The organism is Peribacillus sp. N1 (genome assembly GCF_054600815.1).
The window spans coordinates 68793-87048 of record NZ_BAAHZO010000005.1; the positions used below are offsets into that span (position 1 = coordinate 68793).

Annotated in this window: 18 protein-coding genes and 1 pseudogene; 10 read left to right on the forward strand and 9 right to left on the reverse strand. The window is 40.7% G+C overall.

Annotated features, from left to right (window positions below; genetic code table 11):
• Nucleotides 1–194: 194 nt before the first annotated feature.
• Nucleotides 195–884: a Crp/Fnr family transcriptional regulator gene (locus ACYP5M_RS18815; RefSeq protein WP_101224132.1), complete on the forward strand. Its 690-nt coding sequence runs from the start codon at nucleotides 195–197 to the stop codon at nucleotides 882–884.
• Nucleotides 885–1112: 228 nt separating this feature from the next.
• Here ACYP5M_RS18815 and moaA read toward each other — a convergent pair whose 3' ends face one another.
• The 3 genes from moaA to ACYP5M_RS18830 form a co-directional block, all read right to left on the reverse strand.
• Nucleotides 1113–2126, reverse strand: coding sequence for a GTP 3',8-cyclase MoaA (moaA, locus tag ACYP5M_RS18820; protein WP_434168862.1), 1014 nt, complete (start codon nucleotides 2124–2126; stop codon nucleotides 1113–1115).
• Nucleotides 2127–2232: 106 nt separating this feature from the next.
• The gene (locus ACYP5M_RS18825) at nucleotides 2233–2541 is read right to left on the reverse strand and encodes a metal-sulfur cluster assembly factor (protein WP_034314562.1); all 309 of its coding nucleotides are present in this window, start codon (nucleotides 2539–2541) and stop codon (nucleotides 2233–2235) included.
• 95 nt (nucleotides 2542–2636) lie between these two features.
• Nucleotides 2637–3425 carry an alpha/beta fold hydrolase gene (locus ACYP5M_RS18830; protein ID WP_459735393.1) on the reverse strand — a complete coding sequence of 263 codons (789 nt, stop codon included), beginning with the start codon at nucleotides 3423–3425 and terminating at the stop codon, nucleotides 2637–2639.
• A 230-nt stretch (nucleotides 3426–3655) separates the two neighbouring features.
• Between ACYP5M_RS18830 and ACYP5M_RS18835 the strand changes: the two genes are divergently transcribed.
• The 3 genes from ACYP5M_RS18835 (at nucleotide 3656) to ACYP5M_RS18845 (ending at nucleotide 4917) form a co-directional block, all read left to right on the forward strand.
• Nucleotides 3656–4471, forward strand: coding sequence for a Cof-type HAD-IIB family hydrolase (locus ACYP5M_RS18835; RefSeq protein ID WP_434168860.1), 816 nt, complete (start codon nucleotides 3656–3658; stop codon nucleotides 4469–4471).
• 102 nt (nucleotides 4472–4573) lie between these two features.
• On the forward strand, nucleotides 4574–4726 hold the full coding sequence (locus ACYP5M_RS18840; protein WP_202190617.1) for a hypothetical protein: 153 nt from the start codon (nucleotides 4574–4576) through the stop codon (nucleotides 4724–4726).
• On the forward strand, nucleotides 4726–4917 hold the full coding sequence (locus ACYP5M_RS18845) for a DUF3813 domain-containing protein (protein WP_101224136.1): 192 nt from the start codon (nucleotides 4726–4728) through the stop codon (nucleotides 4915–4917). The genes ACYP5M_RS18840 and ACYP5M_RS18845 overlap by 1 nt, the downstream gene beginning before the upstream one ends.
• A gap of 42 nt (nucleotides 4918–4959) precedes the next feature.
• Here ACYP5M_RS18845 and ACYP5M_RS18850 read toward each other — a convergent pair.
• A pseudogene (locus ACYP5M_RS18850) lies at nucleotides 4960–5208 on the reverse strand (KGG domain-containing protein); the annotation flags it as partial.
• Between the two features lie 135 nt (nucleotides 5209–5343).
• Nucleotides 5344–6186, reverse strand: a complete 843-nt coding sequence (locus ACYP5M_RS18855) for a YitT family protein (protein ID WP_230177369.1) — start codon at nucleotides 6184–6186, stop codon at nucleotides 5344–5346.
• 157 nt (nucleotides 6187–6343) lie between these two features.
• Here ACYP5M_RS18855 and ACYP5M_RS18860 point away from each other — a divergent pair, with 157 nt between their 5' ends.
• The 5 genes from ACYP5M_RS18860 to ACYP5M_RS18880 all read left to right on the forward strand — a co-directional run bounded on the left by ACYP5M_RS18860 (nucleotide 6344) and on the right by ACYP5M_RS18880 (nucleotide 10020).
• Nucleotides 6344–7210, forward strand: coding sequence for a DegV family protein (locus ACYP5M_RS18860; RefSeq protein ID WP_434168858.1), 867 nt, complete (start codon nucleotides 6344–6346; stop codon nucleotides 7208–7210).
• A 68-nt stretch (nucleotides 7211–7278) separates the two neighbouring features.
• Nucleotides 7279–7410: a DUF3941 domain-containing protein gene (locus ACYP5M_RS18865; RefSeq protein WP_082196697.1), complete on the forward strand. Its 132-nt coding sequence runs from the start codon at nucleotides 7279–7281 to the stop codon at nucleotides 7408–7410.
• Between the two features lie 103 nt (nucleotides 7411–7513).
• Complete coding sequence (locus tag ACYP5M_RS18870; RefSeq protein WP_101224139.1) at nucleotides 7514–8005, forward strand: YajQ family cyclic di-GMP-binding protein; 492 nt, start codon at nucleotides 7514–7516, stop codon at nucleotides 8003–8005.
• 240 nt (nucleotides 8006–8245) lie between these two features.
• Nucleotides 8246–9121 carry an SDR family oxidoreductase gene (locus ACYP5M_RS18875; RefSeq protein ID WP_402941320.1) on the forward strand — a complete coding sequence of 292 codons (876 nt, stop codon included), beginning with the start codon at nucleotides 8246–8248 and terminating at the stop codon, nucleotides 9119–9121.
• 119 nt (nucleotides 9122–9240) lie between these two features.
• Nucleotides 9241–10020, forward strand: a complete 780-nt coding sequence (locus ACYP5M_RS18880; RefSeq protein WP_459735479.1) for an MBL fold metallo-hydrolase — start codon at nucleotides 9241–9243, stop codon at nucleotides 10018–10020.
• Between the two features lie 35 nt (nucleotides 10021–10055).
• Here ACYP5M_RS18880 and ACYP5M_RS18885 read toward each other — a convergent pair whose 3' ends face one another.
• From ACYP5M_RS18885 to ACYP5M_RS18900, 4 genes are all read right to left on the reverse strand, one after another.
• Nucleotides 10056–11099 (reverse strand): LacI family DNA-binding transcriptional regulator, encoded by a 1044-nt coding sequence (locus tag ACYP5M_RS18885; protein WP_101224141.1) that lies wholly within the window; start codon nucleotides 11097–11099, stop codon nucleotides 10056–10058.
• Nucleotides 11100–11431: 332 nt separating this feature from the next.
• The gene (locus tag ACYP5M_RS18890) at nucleotides 11432–13081 is read right to left on the reverse strand and encodes a glycoside hydrolase family 13 protein (protein ID WP_101224142.1); all 1650 of its coding nucleotides are present in this window, start codon (nucleotides 13079–13081) and stop codon (nucleotides 11432–11434) included.
• 79 nt (nucleotides 13082–13160) lie between these two features.
• Entirely contained in the window at nucleotides 13161–14696 is a 1536-nt protein-coding gene (locus ACYP5M_RS18895) for an alpha-amylase family glycosyl hydrolase (RefSeq protein ID WP_459735394.1), read from the reverse strand.
• A 149-nt stretch (nucleotides 14697–14845) separates the two neighbouring features.
• On the reverse strand, nucleotides 14846–16099 hold the full coding sequence (locus tag ACYP5M_RS18900) for an extracellular solute-binding protein (protein WP_452444729.1): 1254 nt from the start codon (nucleotides 16097–16099) through the stop codon (nucleotides 14846–14848).
• Nucleotides 16100–16466: 367 nt separating this feature from the next.
• Between ACYP5M_RS18900 and ACYP5M_RS18905 the strand changes: the two genes are divergently transcribed.
• Nucleotides 16467–18218 carry a glycoside hydrolase family 13 protein gene (locus ACYP5M_RS18905; RefSeq protein ID WP_452444730.1) on the forward strand — a complete coding sequence of 584 codons (1752 nt, stop codon included), beginning with the start codon at nucleotides 16467–16469 and terminating at the stop codon, nucleotides 18216–18218.
• Nucleotides 18219–18256 lie beyond the last annotated feature (38 nt).

The window sequence follows — 18256 nt, forward strand, 5'->3', positions numbered from 1 at the left end:
TGATTCTATTATTATATGACTGAATAAAAATAAAATCAAATGTATTTTTATAAAATTTAAAACATAAATTTTACATGAAAAATTATCCAACGAAAATCCTAGAATTATCCAAACTTGTTGACTACTAGGGTTTTTTCCGTTTAAATCAAAGGTAGTAATTGAGTAATGACGCTATCTGAAAGGTGGTCATATGCATGAATGAATTATCGTTATCTAATCGGATGCATGCAATTTTAGATAATAAACAACAAGTTAAACATATGGAAAAAGGGCGCTACCTTTTTCAGGAGAGCACCCCAGCAAGTGATTTATATTACATTATTAAAGGGAAAGTGGAAGTGAGCAAGGTTGTTCCCGACGGTCGGGAATTGACTATACGCATTAGTTCGGAGAATGATTTGGTTGGGGAAACCGTATTATTTTCTCAAAATCCTAAATATATGATGAATGCAAAAATGATGGAAGATGGAACTGTTGCGGTTATCTCCAAAGAAGCATTAGAAGATAAAATCGCCTCCGATAGCCATCTTGCAGTCGAGATGATGACATGGTTATCCGCTCAAAACCGTAAAAACCAGGCTAAATTCCGCGATATGCTCCTGCACGGTAAGAAAGGTGCATTTTACTCCACCCTCATCCGTTTATCAAATAGCTATGGCACTGAAGCAGAAGACGGTAAAGTTATCAACCTTCCCTTTACAAACCAAGAACTCGCCAATTTTTGCGGCACATCCCGCGAGGTGGTCAATCGAATGCTTGCTCAATTAAGGAAAAACAATGTCATCTCCATTAAAAAGGGACGCATTACGATTCTTGACTTTGACTATTTGAAACAGGAAATCGACTGTGAAAACTGTCCAATAGAAATCTGTACCATCGATTGAATCCTTCCCATAAAAAAGCAGCAATACATAATGCCTTACTGTTCTTAAAATGATTGGAGTTTATTTCACGCTAAATCCATCCCTAGGACCATTGAATTATTTTCATTGCCTTGTGTCCTATATAAAAATGCATAAAAAAAGTATAAAATGACTGACATCAGTTCCTGACAACTATTCAAAAAAAGGGATGGCATAACTGCCATCCCTTTTTTTACTCATTCGGACGGATTACCCGCCAATGAATGACATTTCGATTTTTTCCTGTTTCTTCACCGTACCCGCTGCCCGCTCATCCGAATAGCGGTCGTCCCTACGGTTCCAAAGTGAAATGATGAACCCGGTCAATTCTTCATCTGTCATGTCGGAACGGAGCAATGACTTCAAGTCATTTCCCTTTCCATTAAACAGGCATGTATATAAACTTCCATTAGCAGAAAGGCGTGCACGTGTACAACTTGAACAAAAAGACTCGGATACCGAGGTTATGAAGCCCACTTCTGCATTAGTGCCTTTATAACGGTAGCGTTTTGCCACCTCTCCAAAATAATCTTCTTCAACCGGTTCAAGATCGAATTCGGTTTGGAGCATCGCAAGCAGTTCTTTTTTCGTAATGACATTCTTCAACTGCCAGCCATTTGTATGTCCGACATCCATGAATTCTATATAGCGTAATTGAATGCCCTCATCTTTACAAAATCGGGCCATCGGCAGGATTTGAGATTCATTGGTTTCTTTTTTCACAACCATATTCACTTTTACGCCAAGCCCTGCTTCCTTGGCAGCAGCGATGCCTTCAATAACTGGCTTTATGCCGATATCCCTGCCGTTCATCTTCTTGAAAAGGTCGTCATCGAGGCTGTCCAAGCTGATATTCACCCTTTGCAAACCAGCTTCCCTCAAATTCACGGCATGTTTTTTCAAGAAGACCCCATTCGTGGTCAGTCCAATATCTTCAATACCTTCAATTTTAACGAGATTTGAAATCAGAGTGGTAAGATCTCTCCGTAGTAATGGTTCCCCGCCAGTCAACCTTAGTTTTTTTACCCCTAAGCGTGCGAATATTTTAGAAAGCCTTACAATTTCCTCATAAGATAATAGCTCACTTTTAGGCAGGAACTGAAAATTATCGTGAAAAATTTCAGCAGGCATGCAATATTGGCAGCGAAAGTTACAGCGATCTATGACTGAAATCCTTAAATCCCTTAGTGGCCTGTCCAATGAATCTTTAATTTGACTGTTCAATTAACCACTCCTAGCCGAAAGTATTAGAAAAAACCAGACCATAAAAAGTGGCTCCTTGAATGGATTCACTTTTTTTGACTGGCTTTTTATTTCTATTACAGAGTTATCATTTGATACCTAATGCAATTTTAGCATATCTGGACATTTTGTCTTTCGTCCATGGCGGACTCCAGACAATCTTCACATCCGTTTCTTTGACCTCGGGGATATCTTCCAGAACCAATTTAACTTGATCTACGATTGTCCCAGCCATCGGACAGCCCATTGCTGTCAATGTCATCGTCACCGTAGTCAGACCTTCCTCATCCATATCCACATCATATACCAAGCCTAAATTAACGATATCTATACCAAGCTCAGGGTCAATGACCTGCTCCAAAGCTCCCAAAATAATGTCTTTTGTATCTTGATCCACTTCGATCACTCCTTTTATGGATAATCTCTTCGTTTTAGATTATCGGTTTCATCATTATGTCCGTATAAGCATCATAACAGATTTTGTGTAAGTACTTAAGCATTTTGCACAGCTGACAGTAAATGTTTCGCGAACCAGTCTGCTGTCTTTAGCACTCCTTCTCTACTGACCTTATGTCCAGCCTTGGGGTCAAGGATAAAATCAATATTTTCATCTGCCTCATCATACCCTGCTTTGACCCCTTCATAAAAAAGGTATGCATGTTGATAAGGCACAACCGGATCTTTGGCACCATGCCAAAAAAGAAGCGGACGGTTGCAAAGCTTATCCTGATTAAGACTCAAATCAAATGGCTTGAGCTGTTCAATCACCTTGGCAACTTCCTCATCAGTAGCTGGGAAATTAACTTTCCTTTTCTTAATCTCCTCCATTTGGAGCTCTGCATACGCGACATATGATGGGTTACCCATTAAACTGACTCCGGCGGAAATCCATTCATAAGCAGCCAGGGCCCCATTAGTCACTATTCCCCCCATGGAGGTACCCGCTACGCCAATTCTGTCGGGATCAATTAATTTTCGGGATAATAAATCATCCTTCAGCAAAGATAAATCCTGGATTGTCTGTAAAACCATTTCCCAAAAACGGGGCATCATTTGAGAATCACTTAAACCGGCTTCCCTTTCCCCATGATGAATCACATCGGGTAGAAGCACACGAAACCCCTTTTCAGCCAATAAATAAGCATAGTGTAGATTGTGCTCTTTTGCACTTTGAAAACCATGTATAAAAATAATAAGCGGCAATTCCTGTTTGAAAGTGGTTTCTTCACCTAGGTGCAAGACAGGAATATTTCCAATTAGTTCTTTTTCAATTATTATCAAGTTAACCCCTCCGAATAATTTGTTCCGGTCTTTCCAATACCATTATCAAAATGGCATTGGCATTCATCATTTCATTCCTTTAAACCTGAGCTTCGCTTTAATTATCTTAATCCTGGATATAGTAATATCATACAGGAATGCATAAAGAATGAAAAAGATTTACATTTACTTTAAAATAGGCTTAACAATATTCACATATAATGAAATCAAAAAGAACAGAAGGTGTGTACATGGCTGAGAAACATTTGATCGTATTGGATCTTGATGGTACTTTACTTACAGATAACAAAACAATTTCTTCAAGGACTAAAAAAACACTCCTGAAATTAAAAGAAGATGGACACGAAGTTATGATCGCCACCGGGCGTCCCTTTCGCTCAAGTGAACTTTATTACCGGGAATTGGGGTTGAATACACCAATCGTTAATTTCAATGGTGCTTTCGTCCATCACCCATTACATACAAGCTGGGGGGTATACCACTCTCCACTGGATATAAATGTTGCGAAAGAGATTGTCGAAGCATGTGATCAGTTTAAATATCACAACATCATCGCAGAAGTCCGGGATGAAGTTTATGTCCATTATCATGATGAAAAATTGATGAACATGTTCAATGTAGGAAATCCTACCATGAAGACAGGTGACTTGCGCAATTACCTTCAGGATTCCCCAACTTCGATGCTAATTCACACAGATAGTGAATTCGTAGGACAGATTCGCCAGCATTTATCCGATGTTCATGCAGAATTGGTCGATCATCGCCGCTGGGCAGAGCCTTTTCATATCATCGAAATAATAAAAAGCGGGTTAAGTAAAGCCGTAGGGCTTAAACGGGTATCCAACTATCTGGAAATTCCTCAAAATAGGATAATCGCCTTCGGTGATGAAGATAATGATTTGGAAATGCTTGAATACGCGGGAACCGGGGTGGCCATGGGAAATGCGATCTCACCAGTAAAAACGGTAGCAAATACGACTACATTGACGAATGAAGAAGATGGTATAGCCGTCTTCCTCGAAGAAAAATTCAATATAAAAGCCTAATACGTCATTTTTTACCTTCATAATATCGACCTTTCAAGCCAAACTAATATGGACAACAGATCCATTCCGTTGTCGAAACGCTCAGAATCGGAGGAGATAAGAATGGGTAAAAGCAGTAAATCTAAACGATTTGTACAGCAGGGCAAAGAAAGTGTTGCCAAGCATGCCGAAAAAATCCCTTATCACACTACGTTTGAAGAAGCAGAAAAAGACAGGTTAAGGATTATGTCTGAACAAAGCTATGGTGGCTTCTAATGGGAAACAAATTATTTCAAAAGGCAAGGGAATTTGTTGAAGAAGCTCTCCACTCTGAGCATGACGGTGACCAGCAAAAGACAGAGGAAATCGCTAAAAACGCTCTTTCATCAGCCTTTGCCAATACGAACGAGGCCGAAAAAGAACAACTGCGAGAACTTCAGGAAGAGCTGGAAAACCACTCTAAATAACGTGAAAGCCTCCAGGATTCCTGGAGGCTTTCGCTTGTTTCAATTGTTATTTCGTGCCTTACCGCCTTTTTCACCGATCTCTTTATAAAAGTCTTTACCATGGGAATCAGCAGTGGCTTCCCCACCCTTTTGTCCAATTTCTTGATAGAATTCCTTATCATGATTATCCGATGTGGCTTCTCCGCCCTTTTGCCCAATTTCCCGGTAAAAATCCTTGTCGTGATTTTTAGATGTGGCTTCCCCGCCTTTACGGCCTGCTTCCTGTCTGCTCATTTTTTCGTCGTTGGCCATTTTCATCACTCCTTCTAAGATTTTAAATTGGCGCTACAATATAAGAATTAGCCGTTTTGTACAGGCAATAAACTTATTACGCCCAAATACTCCCTTTTGTAATAGAAGTGTAATGGCCTAGATTTTTTGTTAATATCATTCCCTGCGAAAAGTTCCAACAATGCCTGACGTTTCTATGATGTTTGTGAAAGCGTGTGGATCCACTTCCTTGATGATCCGTTCAAGGTCATACAGTTCATACCTTGTAATGACAATCAATAACATTTCCTTAGTTTCGTTAGTGAACGCACCTTTTGCGGGAACCCTTGTAATTCCGCGAACTAATTTAGCGTGGATTGCCTGTTTAAGCTCTTCGCTTTTCTTTGTAATGATCATGGCCGTAAGCTTTTCATGACGCGTATGTATCGCGTCCACGACACGTGTCGATGTATAAAGGGTAACAAGTGTATACAAAGCTTTTTCCGGTCCATAAACAGCACCTGCCGTTACAATGATCACGCCATTCAGCAGAAATAAATAAGTACCTACAGGTTTATCTTTCTTACGTGAAAGAAGCATGGCGATAATATCCATTCCTCCAGTCGATGCACCGTATTTCAATGTGATCCCCACACCTACTGCAGCAATGACTCCGCCAAATACCGCATTCAATAATATGTCAGGTGACCAGCGTGTAATCGGAATGATTTCCATAAAGAAGGACATCAAGGCAACACTGAGGAAACTATAAAAAGTGAAAGACTTTCCAACCTTTCGCCAAGCAATGATCGTTACTGGAATGTTCAATAAAAGCAATAGAATACCTGTCGATACATTAAAAGGAGCAAAAGAACCAATCATCCTTGATAGAAGCTGGGCCACTCCCGTAAAGCCGCTTGCATATACGTTTGCCGGTATTAGAAAAAAGTTCATTGCGATGGCATTAAGCAATGCTCCGACCACAACTATGATAATTTTCTTCATTTCACCACTAAACATCCTAAAAACCTCCATTTCACCCTTATTCTATTATCTTTTTACCCTTAATTATTTATTCTATTTACGTAGAGATTGAATTTTCACCGTTACGTGCTACACTAAAAAGTAGAGTGACCACTCATTTTTCTAAAAATTGTAAAAAGAAAGCAGGTGTATTATGGCTATCACAATTCTTGCAGATAGTGCATGTGATTTGCCGTTGTCTTTCTATAAGGAAAACAATGTTTCATTAATCCCTTTACAAGTCCATCTTGAAGGGGAAAATTATGAAGATTTACTTACTATTAATTCTCACGAAGTCTATCAGGCGATGCTTGAAGGAAAAGCCCCGAAAACATCGCAAGCTTCCCCAGAATACTTTATAGAACTTTTCACACAGTTTGCCAAGGAGAAAAAACAAGGGATATATATAGCCTTTTCTTCTGAGTTATCAGGAACATATCAAACGGCAGTGATGATTCTTAATCAGGTGAAGGAAGAGTACCCTGAACTTGACATTGAAATCGTCAATACGAAATGTGCTTCAATGGGCGTCGGTTTAATTGTAAAGAAAGCGGCCGATCTGGCAGCAAACGGTGCCACTAAAGAAGAAATCCTGGCTGCCATCGAATTCCAAACGCGGCATATGGAGCATCTATTCACTGTAGATAATCTAGAATATCTGGCCCGTGGCGGCCGCATCTCCAAGACATCTGCCCTTGTTGGCGGTTTATTAAACATTAAACCGTTATTGCATGTTGAAGATGGGAAGCTTGTTCCGCTCGAAAAGATACGCGGCAAAAAGAAATTGATTAAACGTGTAATCGAATTAATGCACGAAAGAGGCAAAAATTTAACAACCCAAACGATTGCCATCAGTCATGGCGATGATGAAGAAACGGCACTGGAATGGAAGGAAGCCATCCAAAATGAATTTGGGACAACCGACTTCATGATCCATACAATTGGCTCCGTCATCGGTGCACATGCCGGTCCTGGCACAATTGCCCTCTTCTTCTTAAACGATACCCCTGAGAAATCATAAACATACATACTCCCTTCCATAATTGTGAACAATATATATTGATCAGATAATGGAAGGGAGTTTTCACTATGTCCAAAACAACCGATGACAATAAAAGGCCCAAAGATAACCAAGCAAGAAATGCTGAAAAAAATATCGCTTATCAGGAAAACCTTACTGCAGGTAAGCACTCCTATTCGAAGAAAACGGACCATAAATGAAGCGCGGGGCTAGTCCCCTCGCTTTTTTAATATCGTTTATATAGTTGTCTTCCTATCACACTTTCTCTATAATAAAGGAAATAAACCCTGCTGGAGGTAAGTGATGGCAAAGGAAAATTCATTTGATATTGTTTCGAAAGTAGACTTTTCAGAGGTAACGAATGCAGTTACCATGGCTATGAAGGAAATACAGACTCGCTATGATTTTAAAGGGAGCATAAGCAGCATCTCAATTGAAAAAGAAGACCTGGTTCTAGTATCCGACGATGAATATAAGCTCGATCAGCTGAAGGATGTTCTCATCAGTAAGCTCATTAAACGTGACGTACCCGTCAAGAACCTGGATTATGGCAAATTAGAAGGAGCTTCTGGCGGAACCGTTCGCCAACGGGCTAAGTTAATTCAAGGCATCGATAAGGAGCAAGCAAAAAAAATCAATACCATCATTAAAAATAGCGGTCTTAAAGTGAAAAGCCAAATCCAGGATGATCAAATCCGGGTTACCGGTAAGAACCGGGATGATTTACAAGGAATCATTTCCGCGATCCGGGGCGCTGATCTGTCCATTGATGTACAATTCCTAAATTACCGCTAAGTATTAAGGGCTCACCTGCTTTGGGTGGGTCTTTTTTTATTTGTTGCAACGGCCTCCATAAGAGTTCATCCCCCCTTTTTCTTCAAATGAATCGCCTTCATGGAACATGGAAAGACTAGTCATGTTCCCTTCAGTTAAAACATTAAACAAGACTTCATTTGGGTATTTTTTCCATGTTTTCTTTTTCCTAAAAGAAGGAATAGAAAAAGCGTAGATAATTAAATGGGAGGCGTTTATATCTTGACTACTCAAAACCAAAATCAGAACAAACAAGGATTTCCACCTCAACATCAGCAGCATCAACCTGGACTGGAAACAAAAATGGAACCGAACCCTGATTCAGTTAAAGCTGCCTACAAAGGAAGCGGCAAATTAAAAGGTAAAACGGCAATCATAACAGGAGGAGACAGCGGAATCGGTAAATCGGTTGCCATTTACTACGCTAAAGAAGGAGCTAATGTGACAGTTGCTTACTTGGATGAACACGAGGATGCCAAAACGACAAAAGAATTGATTGAAAAAGAAGGCCAGAAATGTTTACTCATTTCCGGTGATATCGGTGATGAAGCCTTCTGCCAGGAAGTCGTCAAAAAAACGGTTGATGAATTTGGCGGTTTGGACATTCTAGTCAACAACGCCGGAGAACAGCATGTGCAGACAAGTATCCTGGACATTTCAGCTGAACAATTGGAAAAAACGTTCCGCACGAATATTTTCTCGATGTTCCACTTAACTAAAGCTGCATTGAAGCACCTTAAAAAAGGAAGCAGCATCATTAATACAACCTCTATCACAGCCTATCAGGGCAACCCAAAACTAATCGATTACTCTTCAACAAAAGGTGCAATACTTTCATTTACAAGAGCCCTGTCGAACTCCATTTCAAAAGATGGCATCAGAGTGAACGGTGTGGCTCCAGGCCCGATCTGGACACCGCTGATTCCTGCCTCATTCGGCGAAGAGGATGTTGCCAAATTCGGACAGGATACTCCAATGGGCCGTGCAGGGCAACCAGAGGAATTGGCACCAGCCTATGTATATTTGGCAAGTGATGATTCATCCTATGTCAGCGGACAAGTCATCCATGTAAACGGCGGGACCGTTGTAAACGGATAAGCCTTACCTTTCCAAAAGCAGTGGATTTCACAAATCCGCTGCTTTTGCTCTTTCAAGCAGGATATTACCGGTTAGCGCGGAATATATGATTGGAAGGAGTGGAGTCATTTTTGAAAAAAATTGCAGATCCATGGTTTACCGTTCAGGAATTGGACCCAAATACGTTTGCAATCAGTGAATATGGTCATTGGGAGAAAGTTCATTCCTATTTATTACTTGGGGAGACCCGAGCTGCGTTAATAGACACAGGGTTAGGCATCGGTTCGATTAAGGGGATTACAGACCAGCTTACCGATCTTCCTATTACCGTCCTGACTACACACGTTCATGCGGATCATATTGGGGGTCACGGTGATTTTGATACCATTTATGTTCATGGTGATGATGCCAATTGGCTAATCAATGGCATTGATGGTTTGTCCTTGGAACAAATAAGAAAGAACATGGCCCGGGATATAACATTACCCATACCTGAATCATTCGATCCTTTTACATACAAGCCATACCAGGGGTACCCTGATAGGCTCTTATCTGATGGGGACACGATCGATCTCGGGAACCGTAGTTTAATCATTTATCACACGCCTGGGCATTCACCTGGCCACATCTCAATTTTGGATAATGAAACAGGTTATTTTTTCACTGGCGACCTGCTCTATTCAGATACCCCCGTTTATGCATTTTATCCCTCTACGAGCCCTGAAGACCTTGTTAATTCGTTAGAAAAAATCGCAAAGATCAAGGCAGTCTCCAAAATCTATGGCGGACACAACCAACTCGGCCTCGAACCAAGGATTCTTGAGGAAGTTCTAGCAGCCATTAAATATCTTAAAGGGAATAAATTAGTCAGACACGGAACGGGTGTACATGCATTCAAAAGTTTCAGCGTACATTTCTAGCAAAAAAAGGCATTGCTTTTGCAATGCCCTTTTCTTTAATAAGTCATGGCCATTGCACCTTGCTTGATCGATCTGCAGGAGTGCCTTTCCACGAAATGATGTGGAATGATGGTCCCGGCAGGAGCATCCCCAGTCTGCAGCATGTGAATGATGCCTTTAGCGGCCTGATATCCCAAATCAAAAATATTAATATCTACGGAAGTCAGGGCCGGTAATGACAGTTCAGAGAAAAGAACGTTATTGAAGCTGACGATTGACATTTCTTCAGGAGTGCGCACGCCCATCTCGCGAAGTGAATGGACGATGCCAAGTGCCATGAGATCATCACTGACCACCAAAGCGGTAGGTGGTTCATCGATGGATAGTAACCTTTTTGCAGCGGCTTGTCCCCCTTCATGCAAAAAGTCTTCATGCAGGGTATATTCCATCCTTCGATCAATTCCAGCCCTCTCCAATGCCCGTTCATATCCTGATAAGCGATCAAGGGTCATCACAAGGGATTCATCACCTCCGATGAATCCAACCCTTTCATGCCCTAGCTGTATAAGGTAATCCGTTGCCTGTTCGGCTGCCAAGACATTATCATTATCAACATATGTTATCTCCTCGATGTAATCATAGGGCTTCCCAATGATTACAAATGGAAAAGCCCTTTCTCTCAAATAGGTCAGAATGTGATCGTTCATCCTTGAATACATCAGGATTATTCCATCCACCATACCCCCCTGCACCATATTCACTACTCCTTCGTAGATTTCATCTTCGGTTTTTCCCGTGCTTAGCAACAAGGAATAGTGGTTTTCCTGGGCTCCCTCACTTAGACCCTGGAGGATCGTCGGAAAAAAGGGATTTTGATAATAATCATTTGACGAACTTGGCATTACCAAACCAATGATCCTGGTCGATTGATTGGCAAGACTACGTGCAATGAAGTTTGGATGGTATCCTAATTTAGTCATCGCCTTACGTACCCGTACCTTTGTTTTTTCACTTATCCGAGGATTGTTTGCAATCACTCGAGAAACTGTTGAAGGAGCAACATTCGCTAGCTGTGCCACATCTTTTATTGTGATGGCCATGCATTTCCCCTCTCCCCTCTTAGCCTTTATTGACTTCATTTTTAAAAAAGGTGAATACCAATAAACACTTCTTTAATATTTGTTTTATATTTATACATTTTGTATGTATTCATAATACACTCAGTTCAATAGTTATATCCATACTTTTTTTAATGTTTGTTCAATTTTTCAGAAAATACTTACTTTTCCGTTTTTTTCATCTATGTTTTAAAATTCAAAAAGAAGCTGATGTATGATCAGCTTCTTCAAAAACGACAGGTGTATTGGAAAATAAGAAGTCAGACGACTAACTACATAGGTTTTAAGCTAATTTCCAATCAAGTCCATAGCAATCAATAACGATAAATCCTCGTTTCATATGGACGTAAATCAATAAGGGATACCTCAGGGCAATCATCATAATTAGCTAGTAAAAGTTCCATTTTCCCCCAATAGGAAAGGTCGATTTGATGGTGATTCATACTAAAGTTACATATTACCATGACTGAATTATCATTCATGTTTCTTGTATAAATATAAAGTTCAGGATGATCTTCCCATAACAATTCATATTCCCCATAAACGAGGACCTGATGTTTTTTTCGAAGTTCAATCATCCTTTTATAAAAATGATAAATGGATGACGGGTCATTTTTCTGCTGTTCTACATTAATGGCGCGATAATTTGGATTAACCCTCATCCAAGGTGTTCCATGGGTGAATCCGCCATTTTCAATATCGTTCCATTGCATCGGTGTTCGTGAATTATCACGGCCGCTATGCCATATAATGTTCATGATTTCATCATGAGGACGACCTTTCGAGGTCTCTATCCGGTAGAAGTTTTTCATACCGACATCATCATAATCATCAATCGAATCAAATTGGACATTCGTCATGCCAATTTCCTGACCTTGATAAATAAAAGGTGTCCCTTGCATAAAAAAGTATAGGGCCCCTATCATTTTTGCGCTTTCCAACCAAAATTGTTGATCATTTCCCCAGGTGGATACACTTCTCGGCTGGTCATGATTTTCAAAAAACAAAGCATTCCATCCTTTGTTTTTCAGCCCCTTTTGCCATTTGGTCATTGTGCGCTTTAACCCTTGAACATCAACATCGTGATTCTGTCCCCTATTCCAAAGCCCTAGATGTTCAAATTGAAAGATCATATTGAACTTCCCCTTCGATTCCCCGACCCATTCTTCCGCCTGCTCAATCCTGACGCCATTGGCCTCACCGACCGTCATGATATCATACTTAGAGAAAGTCTCTTCTTTCAACTCCTGAAGGTAATCCAGAATTCCGTCCTGATTGGTATGCATTTCAAACGCAGGTACATACTGATGCCAATAAGGATTGGGCATATCCGGAAGGCCTTCACGCTTATGAATATGCGTGATCGCATCAATCCGGAAGCCATCGATTCCCTTATCGAGCCACCAATTGACCATTTCATATAATGCCTTTCGCACATCAGTATTTTTCCAGTTTAAGTCTGGCTGCTTTTCGGCAAATAAATGTAAATAGTATTGATTGGTCCTTTCATCGAATTTCCAGGCACTTCCGGAAAAGATGCTTTCCCAATTATTAGGCTCACGGCCGTCCTGCCCATCCCTCCATATATACCAATCCCGTTTCGGATTATCGCGGGAAGAACGTGACTCGACGAACCAGGGGTGCTCATCACTTGTATGATTCAAAACAAGATCGAGTATCACCTTCATCCCACGTCCATGAACATCTTTCAATAATAGATCAATATCTTCAATTGAACCGAATTCATCGGAAACTGCTTGATAATCACTAATATCATAGCCATTATCCGCATTGGGAGATTTATAAAATGGACAAATCCAAATAACATCTATCCCCAAATCCTGAAGGTAGTCAAGCTTAGATATCAATCCTTTTATATCCCCGATTCCATCACCATTACTATCCATGAAACTGCGCGGGTATATTTGATAGCAAACCGCTTCTTTCCACCAGGTCTTATTCATGCTGTAACCTCCCGATCCTGTTTTCCACAAAGCCTTAGGGACAATGTTTGGCGGCTACCGACAATCGAGAGGCATATGATTATTTTGGTTGGTTTCGTTTAGAACGCTTAATAACCAAAGCAATGAATATACCAAAAATAAGAAGAACCAATCCTATAACTAACAGGTAAGGAATATTAATAATCGACTTAGGTGACAGCGTGTAGACTTCTGTCGTCTCCCTGTCGATTACGATAGAGTAGCTGTTGTCCTTACTGCGGACCAGATCCCCATTCAGCATACCTCTCAACTCTTTATTGCTTTCAAGCTCCATATCAGTAAGGTTTATCGTTTGAGTTTCAGTCGTATTGTTCATGGCGACGACAATCGTTTCTTCACCATATACACGCTTGAATACCGAAGCCCCACCTTTTTCATATAAAAGCTCCATATCCCCTTTTTTCAATGCTGGGTACATGTCTCTGAGGTCAGAAAGCTTTGTTATATATTCCACCAATTCCTGTTCTGTCTTAAAATTCATCAATTTATGATTATCCGGGGCAATATCGCCGTTCAAGGCAATTTCCGAACCATAAAATACGATTGGCACCCCTGGCATAGTATAAAGATACGACAGCGCCATTCTCCATCTGGAACCTGGATTTTCGTTATGGTCGGCTGCATCCTTTGTAAACCGGGGCATTCCCTCTGTATCCATGAACAATGCCTGATGGGCATTGCCCCCTAATTTATCTTCGCTTTTCGCAAACGCATCAAAAACAGGTTTCAATTCTTTATCGGGTGCAGCAAATGCTTTCCGTAGCTCTGAATTTTGCGGATAAGCCATAAAAGCATCGATACCCGTCTCCTTGTAGCTTGAAATCAATTCGGCATCACCTTGCACATCGCCGATTGTATAGAAATTTGATTTTTCAGATTTAACTGCATCCACAAATTCCTTCCAAAAATCCTTCGCTACGTATTGGACTTTATTTATACGGTATCCATCAATATCGGTTTCCGTTATCCACCATTTGGCAGCATCCAGTAAATATTTTCTTGTTTCCTCATTATCTTGATTCAAATCGGGAAGACCATCGACCCAGCCTGTTTCCAAAGCCGTTTGGCTACCGTCCTTGGAAATCTTTTTTTCTTCATGGAACCAATCTTGTTTTTTTTGATCGGTCAGCCAAGTGGAGTCAGGACCCACATTATTTGCTTGAAAATCAATGATCACCTTCATATCACGTTTATGTGCCTCATTCACGAGTTTTTTAAACTCTTTCATTGTCCCATAGTGTTTATCCGTTTTATAAAAATCGGCCACCCAATCGCCATGATAGCCTTTTGCATCGTTAGCGAAAATCGGTGAAAGAATGATAGCGGTATAACCCATATCTTTTAAATAATTAAGTTTCTTCGTGACACCTTCGAAATCCCCACCATTAAACGCGGAAGGGTCATTCACGTTCGCATCTCCATTATTTTGAGTATTCCCATCGAAAAATCTGTCGACCAATAATGAATATACGATTTCATCCTTCCAAGTTCGTTGTTCTTTTTCAGCTGCTCCTACTGGAATGGCGTAAAAAAGAAGCAACGGAATTAAAGCGAGTGATAACACTCTTTTTCTCATATCCGCTCTCCTCCTAGCTATCTCTTTACGCCTTTAAGATTAGCCTTTTGACCCCTTAACGTCAAATCCAATTTATAAAAAACTTTACACTAAAGGGACAAATTGGGGATACTGGATATGGTTTCTGAATTAAAAAAGGCAGAACATGATTAACGTTCTTTATTTATCGTCTTGACCGCTTTATCCAAAGTCCTTTTTGGTTTTGCTTTTTGAGTGGTCATTTCATCCATGGCTGAATTCATCGGTCCCCATACCTTATTCATTTCCGGAATATTCGGTACTGGTTCAGCGTATTGTAATTGTATGCTTAAGGCTTGTGCCCTTTCATTTTCATTGATTGCGGCATTGTGTTTGATTGATTTATTCGGAGGGATTTCCCCTGTTAAATCATAACGCTGCATTGCATTATCATCATTAGTCAAATATTCAACTAACTTCGTAGACCAATAAGGATGTTTTGTGAATGCTGTTACATGCCAGCCTTTGATTTCCATGAACGTTTTCATTGGCTTGCCATTGGGCAATTCAGGCATGGGGGCAATTCCTGTATCCTTCCGCTCGGTAAATGAGTTCCCGTCACTCATGATAGAAGCCAAATTCCCTTGCATGAACAACTTTTCGATCGCTGCCTTGTCGCCTTTGGGAATCAAACCCGCCCTATACCATTTTTGGATGTATGCAGCCCCTTTTATGGCACCCTTATTATTCAAACCAATGTCGGAAGGGTCTAGTTTCCCATTCTTATCTTTAAATATATAACCTCCCATTCCAGCGATTACTCCATACGAATCATGGAAACCATTCCATTTGGCGTAGTAACCATGAACGTCACCCTTTCTTAATTCCTTCGCCATTTTATAAAGGCCATTCATCGTCTCAGGAGCCTTAGCCATCAATTTTTTATTATAAAAGAAAACGGATGTGTTTACGGATTTCGGCAATCCAAATACCTTATCTTGATACATTTCCCCCCTAATTGAAGGTTCAATGAAGGCATTCAATACCTCATCTTCCACCTTCACTTCCTGAATTAAGCCTTCCTTCACGATTTGCCCGACTCTTTCATGAGAAAAAGTTACGACATCCGGGGCCTTTCCGTTTCCGATTGGCCCATCACGACGAAGCCGTTCATACATCTCGGTAGCTATTTCAATCTCTTCATGCTCAACGTTGATTCCATATTCTTTTTCAAAAGCTTCAATCACCGGCTTTAGGGCCTCCGCTCTACCTTTTTCCTCCCAAATGATCAATTTTTCCGGCTTCGCTTCATTGCTGGCTTCGTCTTCCTTTTCCTTATTTTCTTCTTTCACTGCTTCATTTTCCAAATCTGAACTGGAACCACAAGCACTTACACTAACGATCAAAAACATGGACATGAACAAATGAAAAATCAGCTTCTTCACTTTGATTCTCCTTTTTAAAATGTTTATTCTATCATGTCCAAAAGCACCAAATAATACTGTTTTTTCAGTTCAGTACTTCAAATAAAGCCACTTAATGAAAGCGATGCCAAAGCTATTGTTATCATTATATGAACGGCTTTGGTTTTTACAACATTTTCCTTGGTGTATTTATTTCCTTGTAGTGATGAACACTTTTTGTTATTTTTTAGTTAATAAGTGCTTCTTTCAATTGAAATAGGGTATATAACCATATTGAAAAAGCACTTAACCTGGCTAGTGCAGCTTCATAGAGATCCCCCCCTCATAAACAGCTGGAAAGTTTTCTTTTTCACATCCTCAAATACTTATAGAATTGGAGTGGTTTTAAATGGAATTTTCATCCATACACCATAGACCTAATGACAATTACGGCTATCCCATCAACACTGAAACCCTACATATCCGCCTACGTACGAAAAAACAAGATATCTCCTCAGTTGGATTGATTTTTGGTGATCCATACATATCAGATAATGGTCAATGGCAGTATGAAGAACTTCCCATGAGCTTGTCAGGCAGCGATAACCGTTATGATTATTGGCATATTTATGTGAAACCTCCTTACCGAAGAATACGATATGGGTTCAAGGTAACCTCAGAAGAAGAAAGTGCATTTTACACGGAAAAGGGCTTCTTTAAAGAAGCCCCCCGAGATCCAGGATGCTATTTCGCGATTCCCTATCTACATCAAAATGAAGTTTTCGGGGCACCGGAATGGGTCAAGGATACAATTTGGTACCAAATTTTCCCTGAACGTTTTGCGAACGGAAACCCCGATAACGATCCGGAAGGTGTGAAACCCTGGGGAAGTGAAGATCCGGCGGTGGATAATTTTTTTGGCGGGGACTTTGAAGGAATCATTGAACATTTGGATTACCTAGAGAATCTCGGCATCAACGGAATCTATTTCACGCCGATTTTCCATGCCCACTCCAATCATAAATACGATACGATTGATTATCGGAGTATCGATCCGCAATTCGGAACGAAGGAAACATTGAAAACGCTAATAGCCGAATGCCACAAACGGAATATCCGGGTCATGCTCGATGCCGTTTTTAACCATAGCGGCTACTATTTCCCCCCTTTTCAGGATTTACTCGAAAAGGGAGAGAAATCGAAATATAAGGATTGGTTCCACCCACACAGCTTCCCTCTTAAGGGAGGGGAAAGGCCCAATTATGAAACATTCGGTTTTTTTGAATCGATGCCAAAATTGAATACGGCAAATCCGGAGGTGAAAGAATATCTGCTCGAAGTCTCGGCTTATTGGATCAAGGAGTTCGATATAGACGCTTGGCGGCTCGATGTGGCAAATGAAGTCGACCAGCCATTCTGGCGTGAATTTCGAACAACGGTGAAAAAAATAAAGCCTGACCTTTATATTCTTGGGGAAATTTGGCATGACTCAATGCCATGGCTTCGCGGCGATCAGTTCGATGCCGTCATGAATTACCCTTTCACCAACCAAGTTTTTCGCCTGGTCGCCTCACAAACCATCAAAGCACGCGAGTTCACAGAAGAAATGACAGCCATCTATCACAGTTATCCGACCAATGTTTTTGACGTGACATTCAATCTTCTTGGAAGTCATGATACACCGCGGATTTACACGGATTGCGGGGAAGATCTAGCTCGAGCCAAGCTCATCCACGCAATCCTGCTGACATTCAAAGGCAGCCCTTGTATATACTATGGCGATGAAATCGGCTTAACAGGTGGCATGGATCCAGGGTGCCGAAAATGCATGGTCTGGGAAGAGGAAAAACAAAACACCGAGCTGCTCAATGAAATTAAGGCATTGATCCACTTGCGAAAAGAAGAACGATTACTTGCCAATGACGGGAAGTTCAAATTCCTTGATACAGCCGGAAACGAAAATATCGTGGCCTACCAAAAGTATAATGAAAAACGTTCTGTCGTGGTCCTCATCAATCCGACGGATGTCCAGCAATCCTTTACCCTCCCTTTTGATTTGGAAGGACGTACACTAACGGATTTAAGAACAAAGGAAACCACACAAGTTGGCAAATTTGAATTGAGCGGTTATCAATATAAAATTCTCGCAATCAATCATTGAGGCATTGAAAAAAACGGGGCAATGAAAATCGCCCCGTT

What these genes read in the sequence shown, in the direction of transcription:
- ACYP5M_RS18860 (WP_434168858.1), top strand. Translation starts at nt 6,344, where the DNA reads ATGGCTATCACAATTCTTGCAGATAGTGCATGTGATTTGCCGTTGTCT.
- ACYP5M_RS18890 (WP_101224142.1), bottom strand. Translation starts at nt 13,081, where the DNA reads ATGAATAAGACCTGGTGGAAAGAAGCGGTTTGCTATCAAATATACCCG.
- ACYP5M_RS18835 (WP_434168860.1), top strand. Translation starts at nt 3,656, where the DNA reads ATGGCTGAGAAACATTTGATCGTATTGGATCTTGATGGTACTTTACTT.
- ACYP5M_RS18870 (WP_101224139.1), top strand. Translation starts at nt 7,514, where the DNA reads ATGGCAAAGGAAAATTCATTTGATATTGTTTCGAAAGTAGACTTTTCA.
- ACYP5M_RS18895 (WP_459735394.1), bottom strand. Translation starts at nt 14,696, where the DNA reads ATGAGAAAAAGAGTGTTATCACTCGCTTTAATTCCGTTGCTTCTTTTT.
- ACYP5M_RS18840 (WP_202190617.1), top strand. Translation starts at nt 4,574, where the DNA reads ATGGGTAAAAGCAGTAAATCTAAACGATTTGTACAGCAGGGCAAAGAA.
- ACYP5M_RS18815 (WP_101224132.1), top strand. Translation starts at nt 195, where the DNA reads ATGAATGAATTATCGTTATCTAATCGGATGCATGCAATTTTAGATAAT.
- ACYP5M_RS18905 (WP_452444730.1), top strand. Translation starts at nt 16,467, where the DNA reads ATGGAATTTTCATCCATACACCATAGACCTAATGACAATTACGGCTAT.
- ACYP5M_RS18845 (WP_101224136.1), top strand. Translation starts at nt 4,726, where the DNA reads ATGGGAAACAAATTATTTCAAAAGGCAAGGGAATTTGTTGAAGAAGCT.
- ACYP5M_RS18855 (WP_230177369.1), bottom strand. Translation starts at nt 6,186, where the DNA reads ATGTTTAGTGGTGAAATGAAGAAAATTATCATAGTTGTGGTCGGAGCA.
- ACYP5M_RS18885 (WP_101224141.1), bottom strand. Translation starts at nt 11,099, where the DNA reads ATGGCCATCACAATAAAAGATGTGGCACAGCTAGCGAATGTTGCTCCT.
- ACYP5M_RS18865 (WP_082196697.1), top strand. Translation starts at nt 7,279, where the DNA reads ATGTCCAAAACAACCGATGACAATAAAAGGCCCAAAGATAACCAAGCA.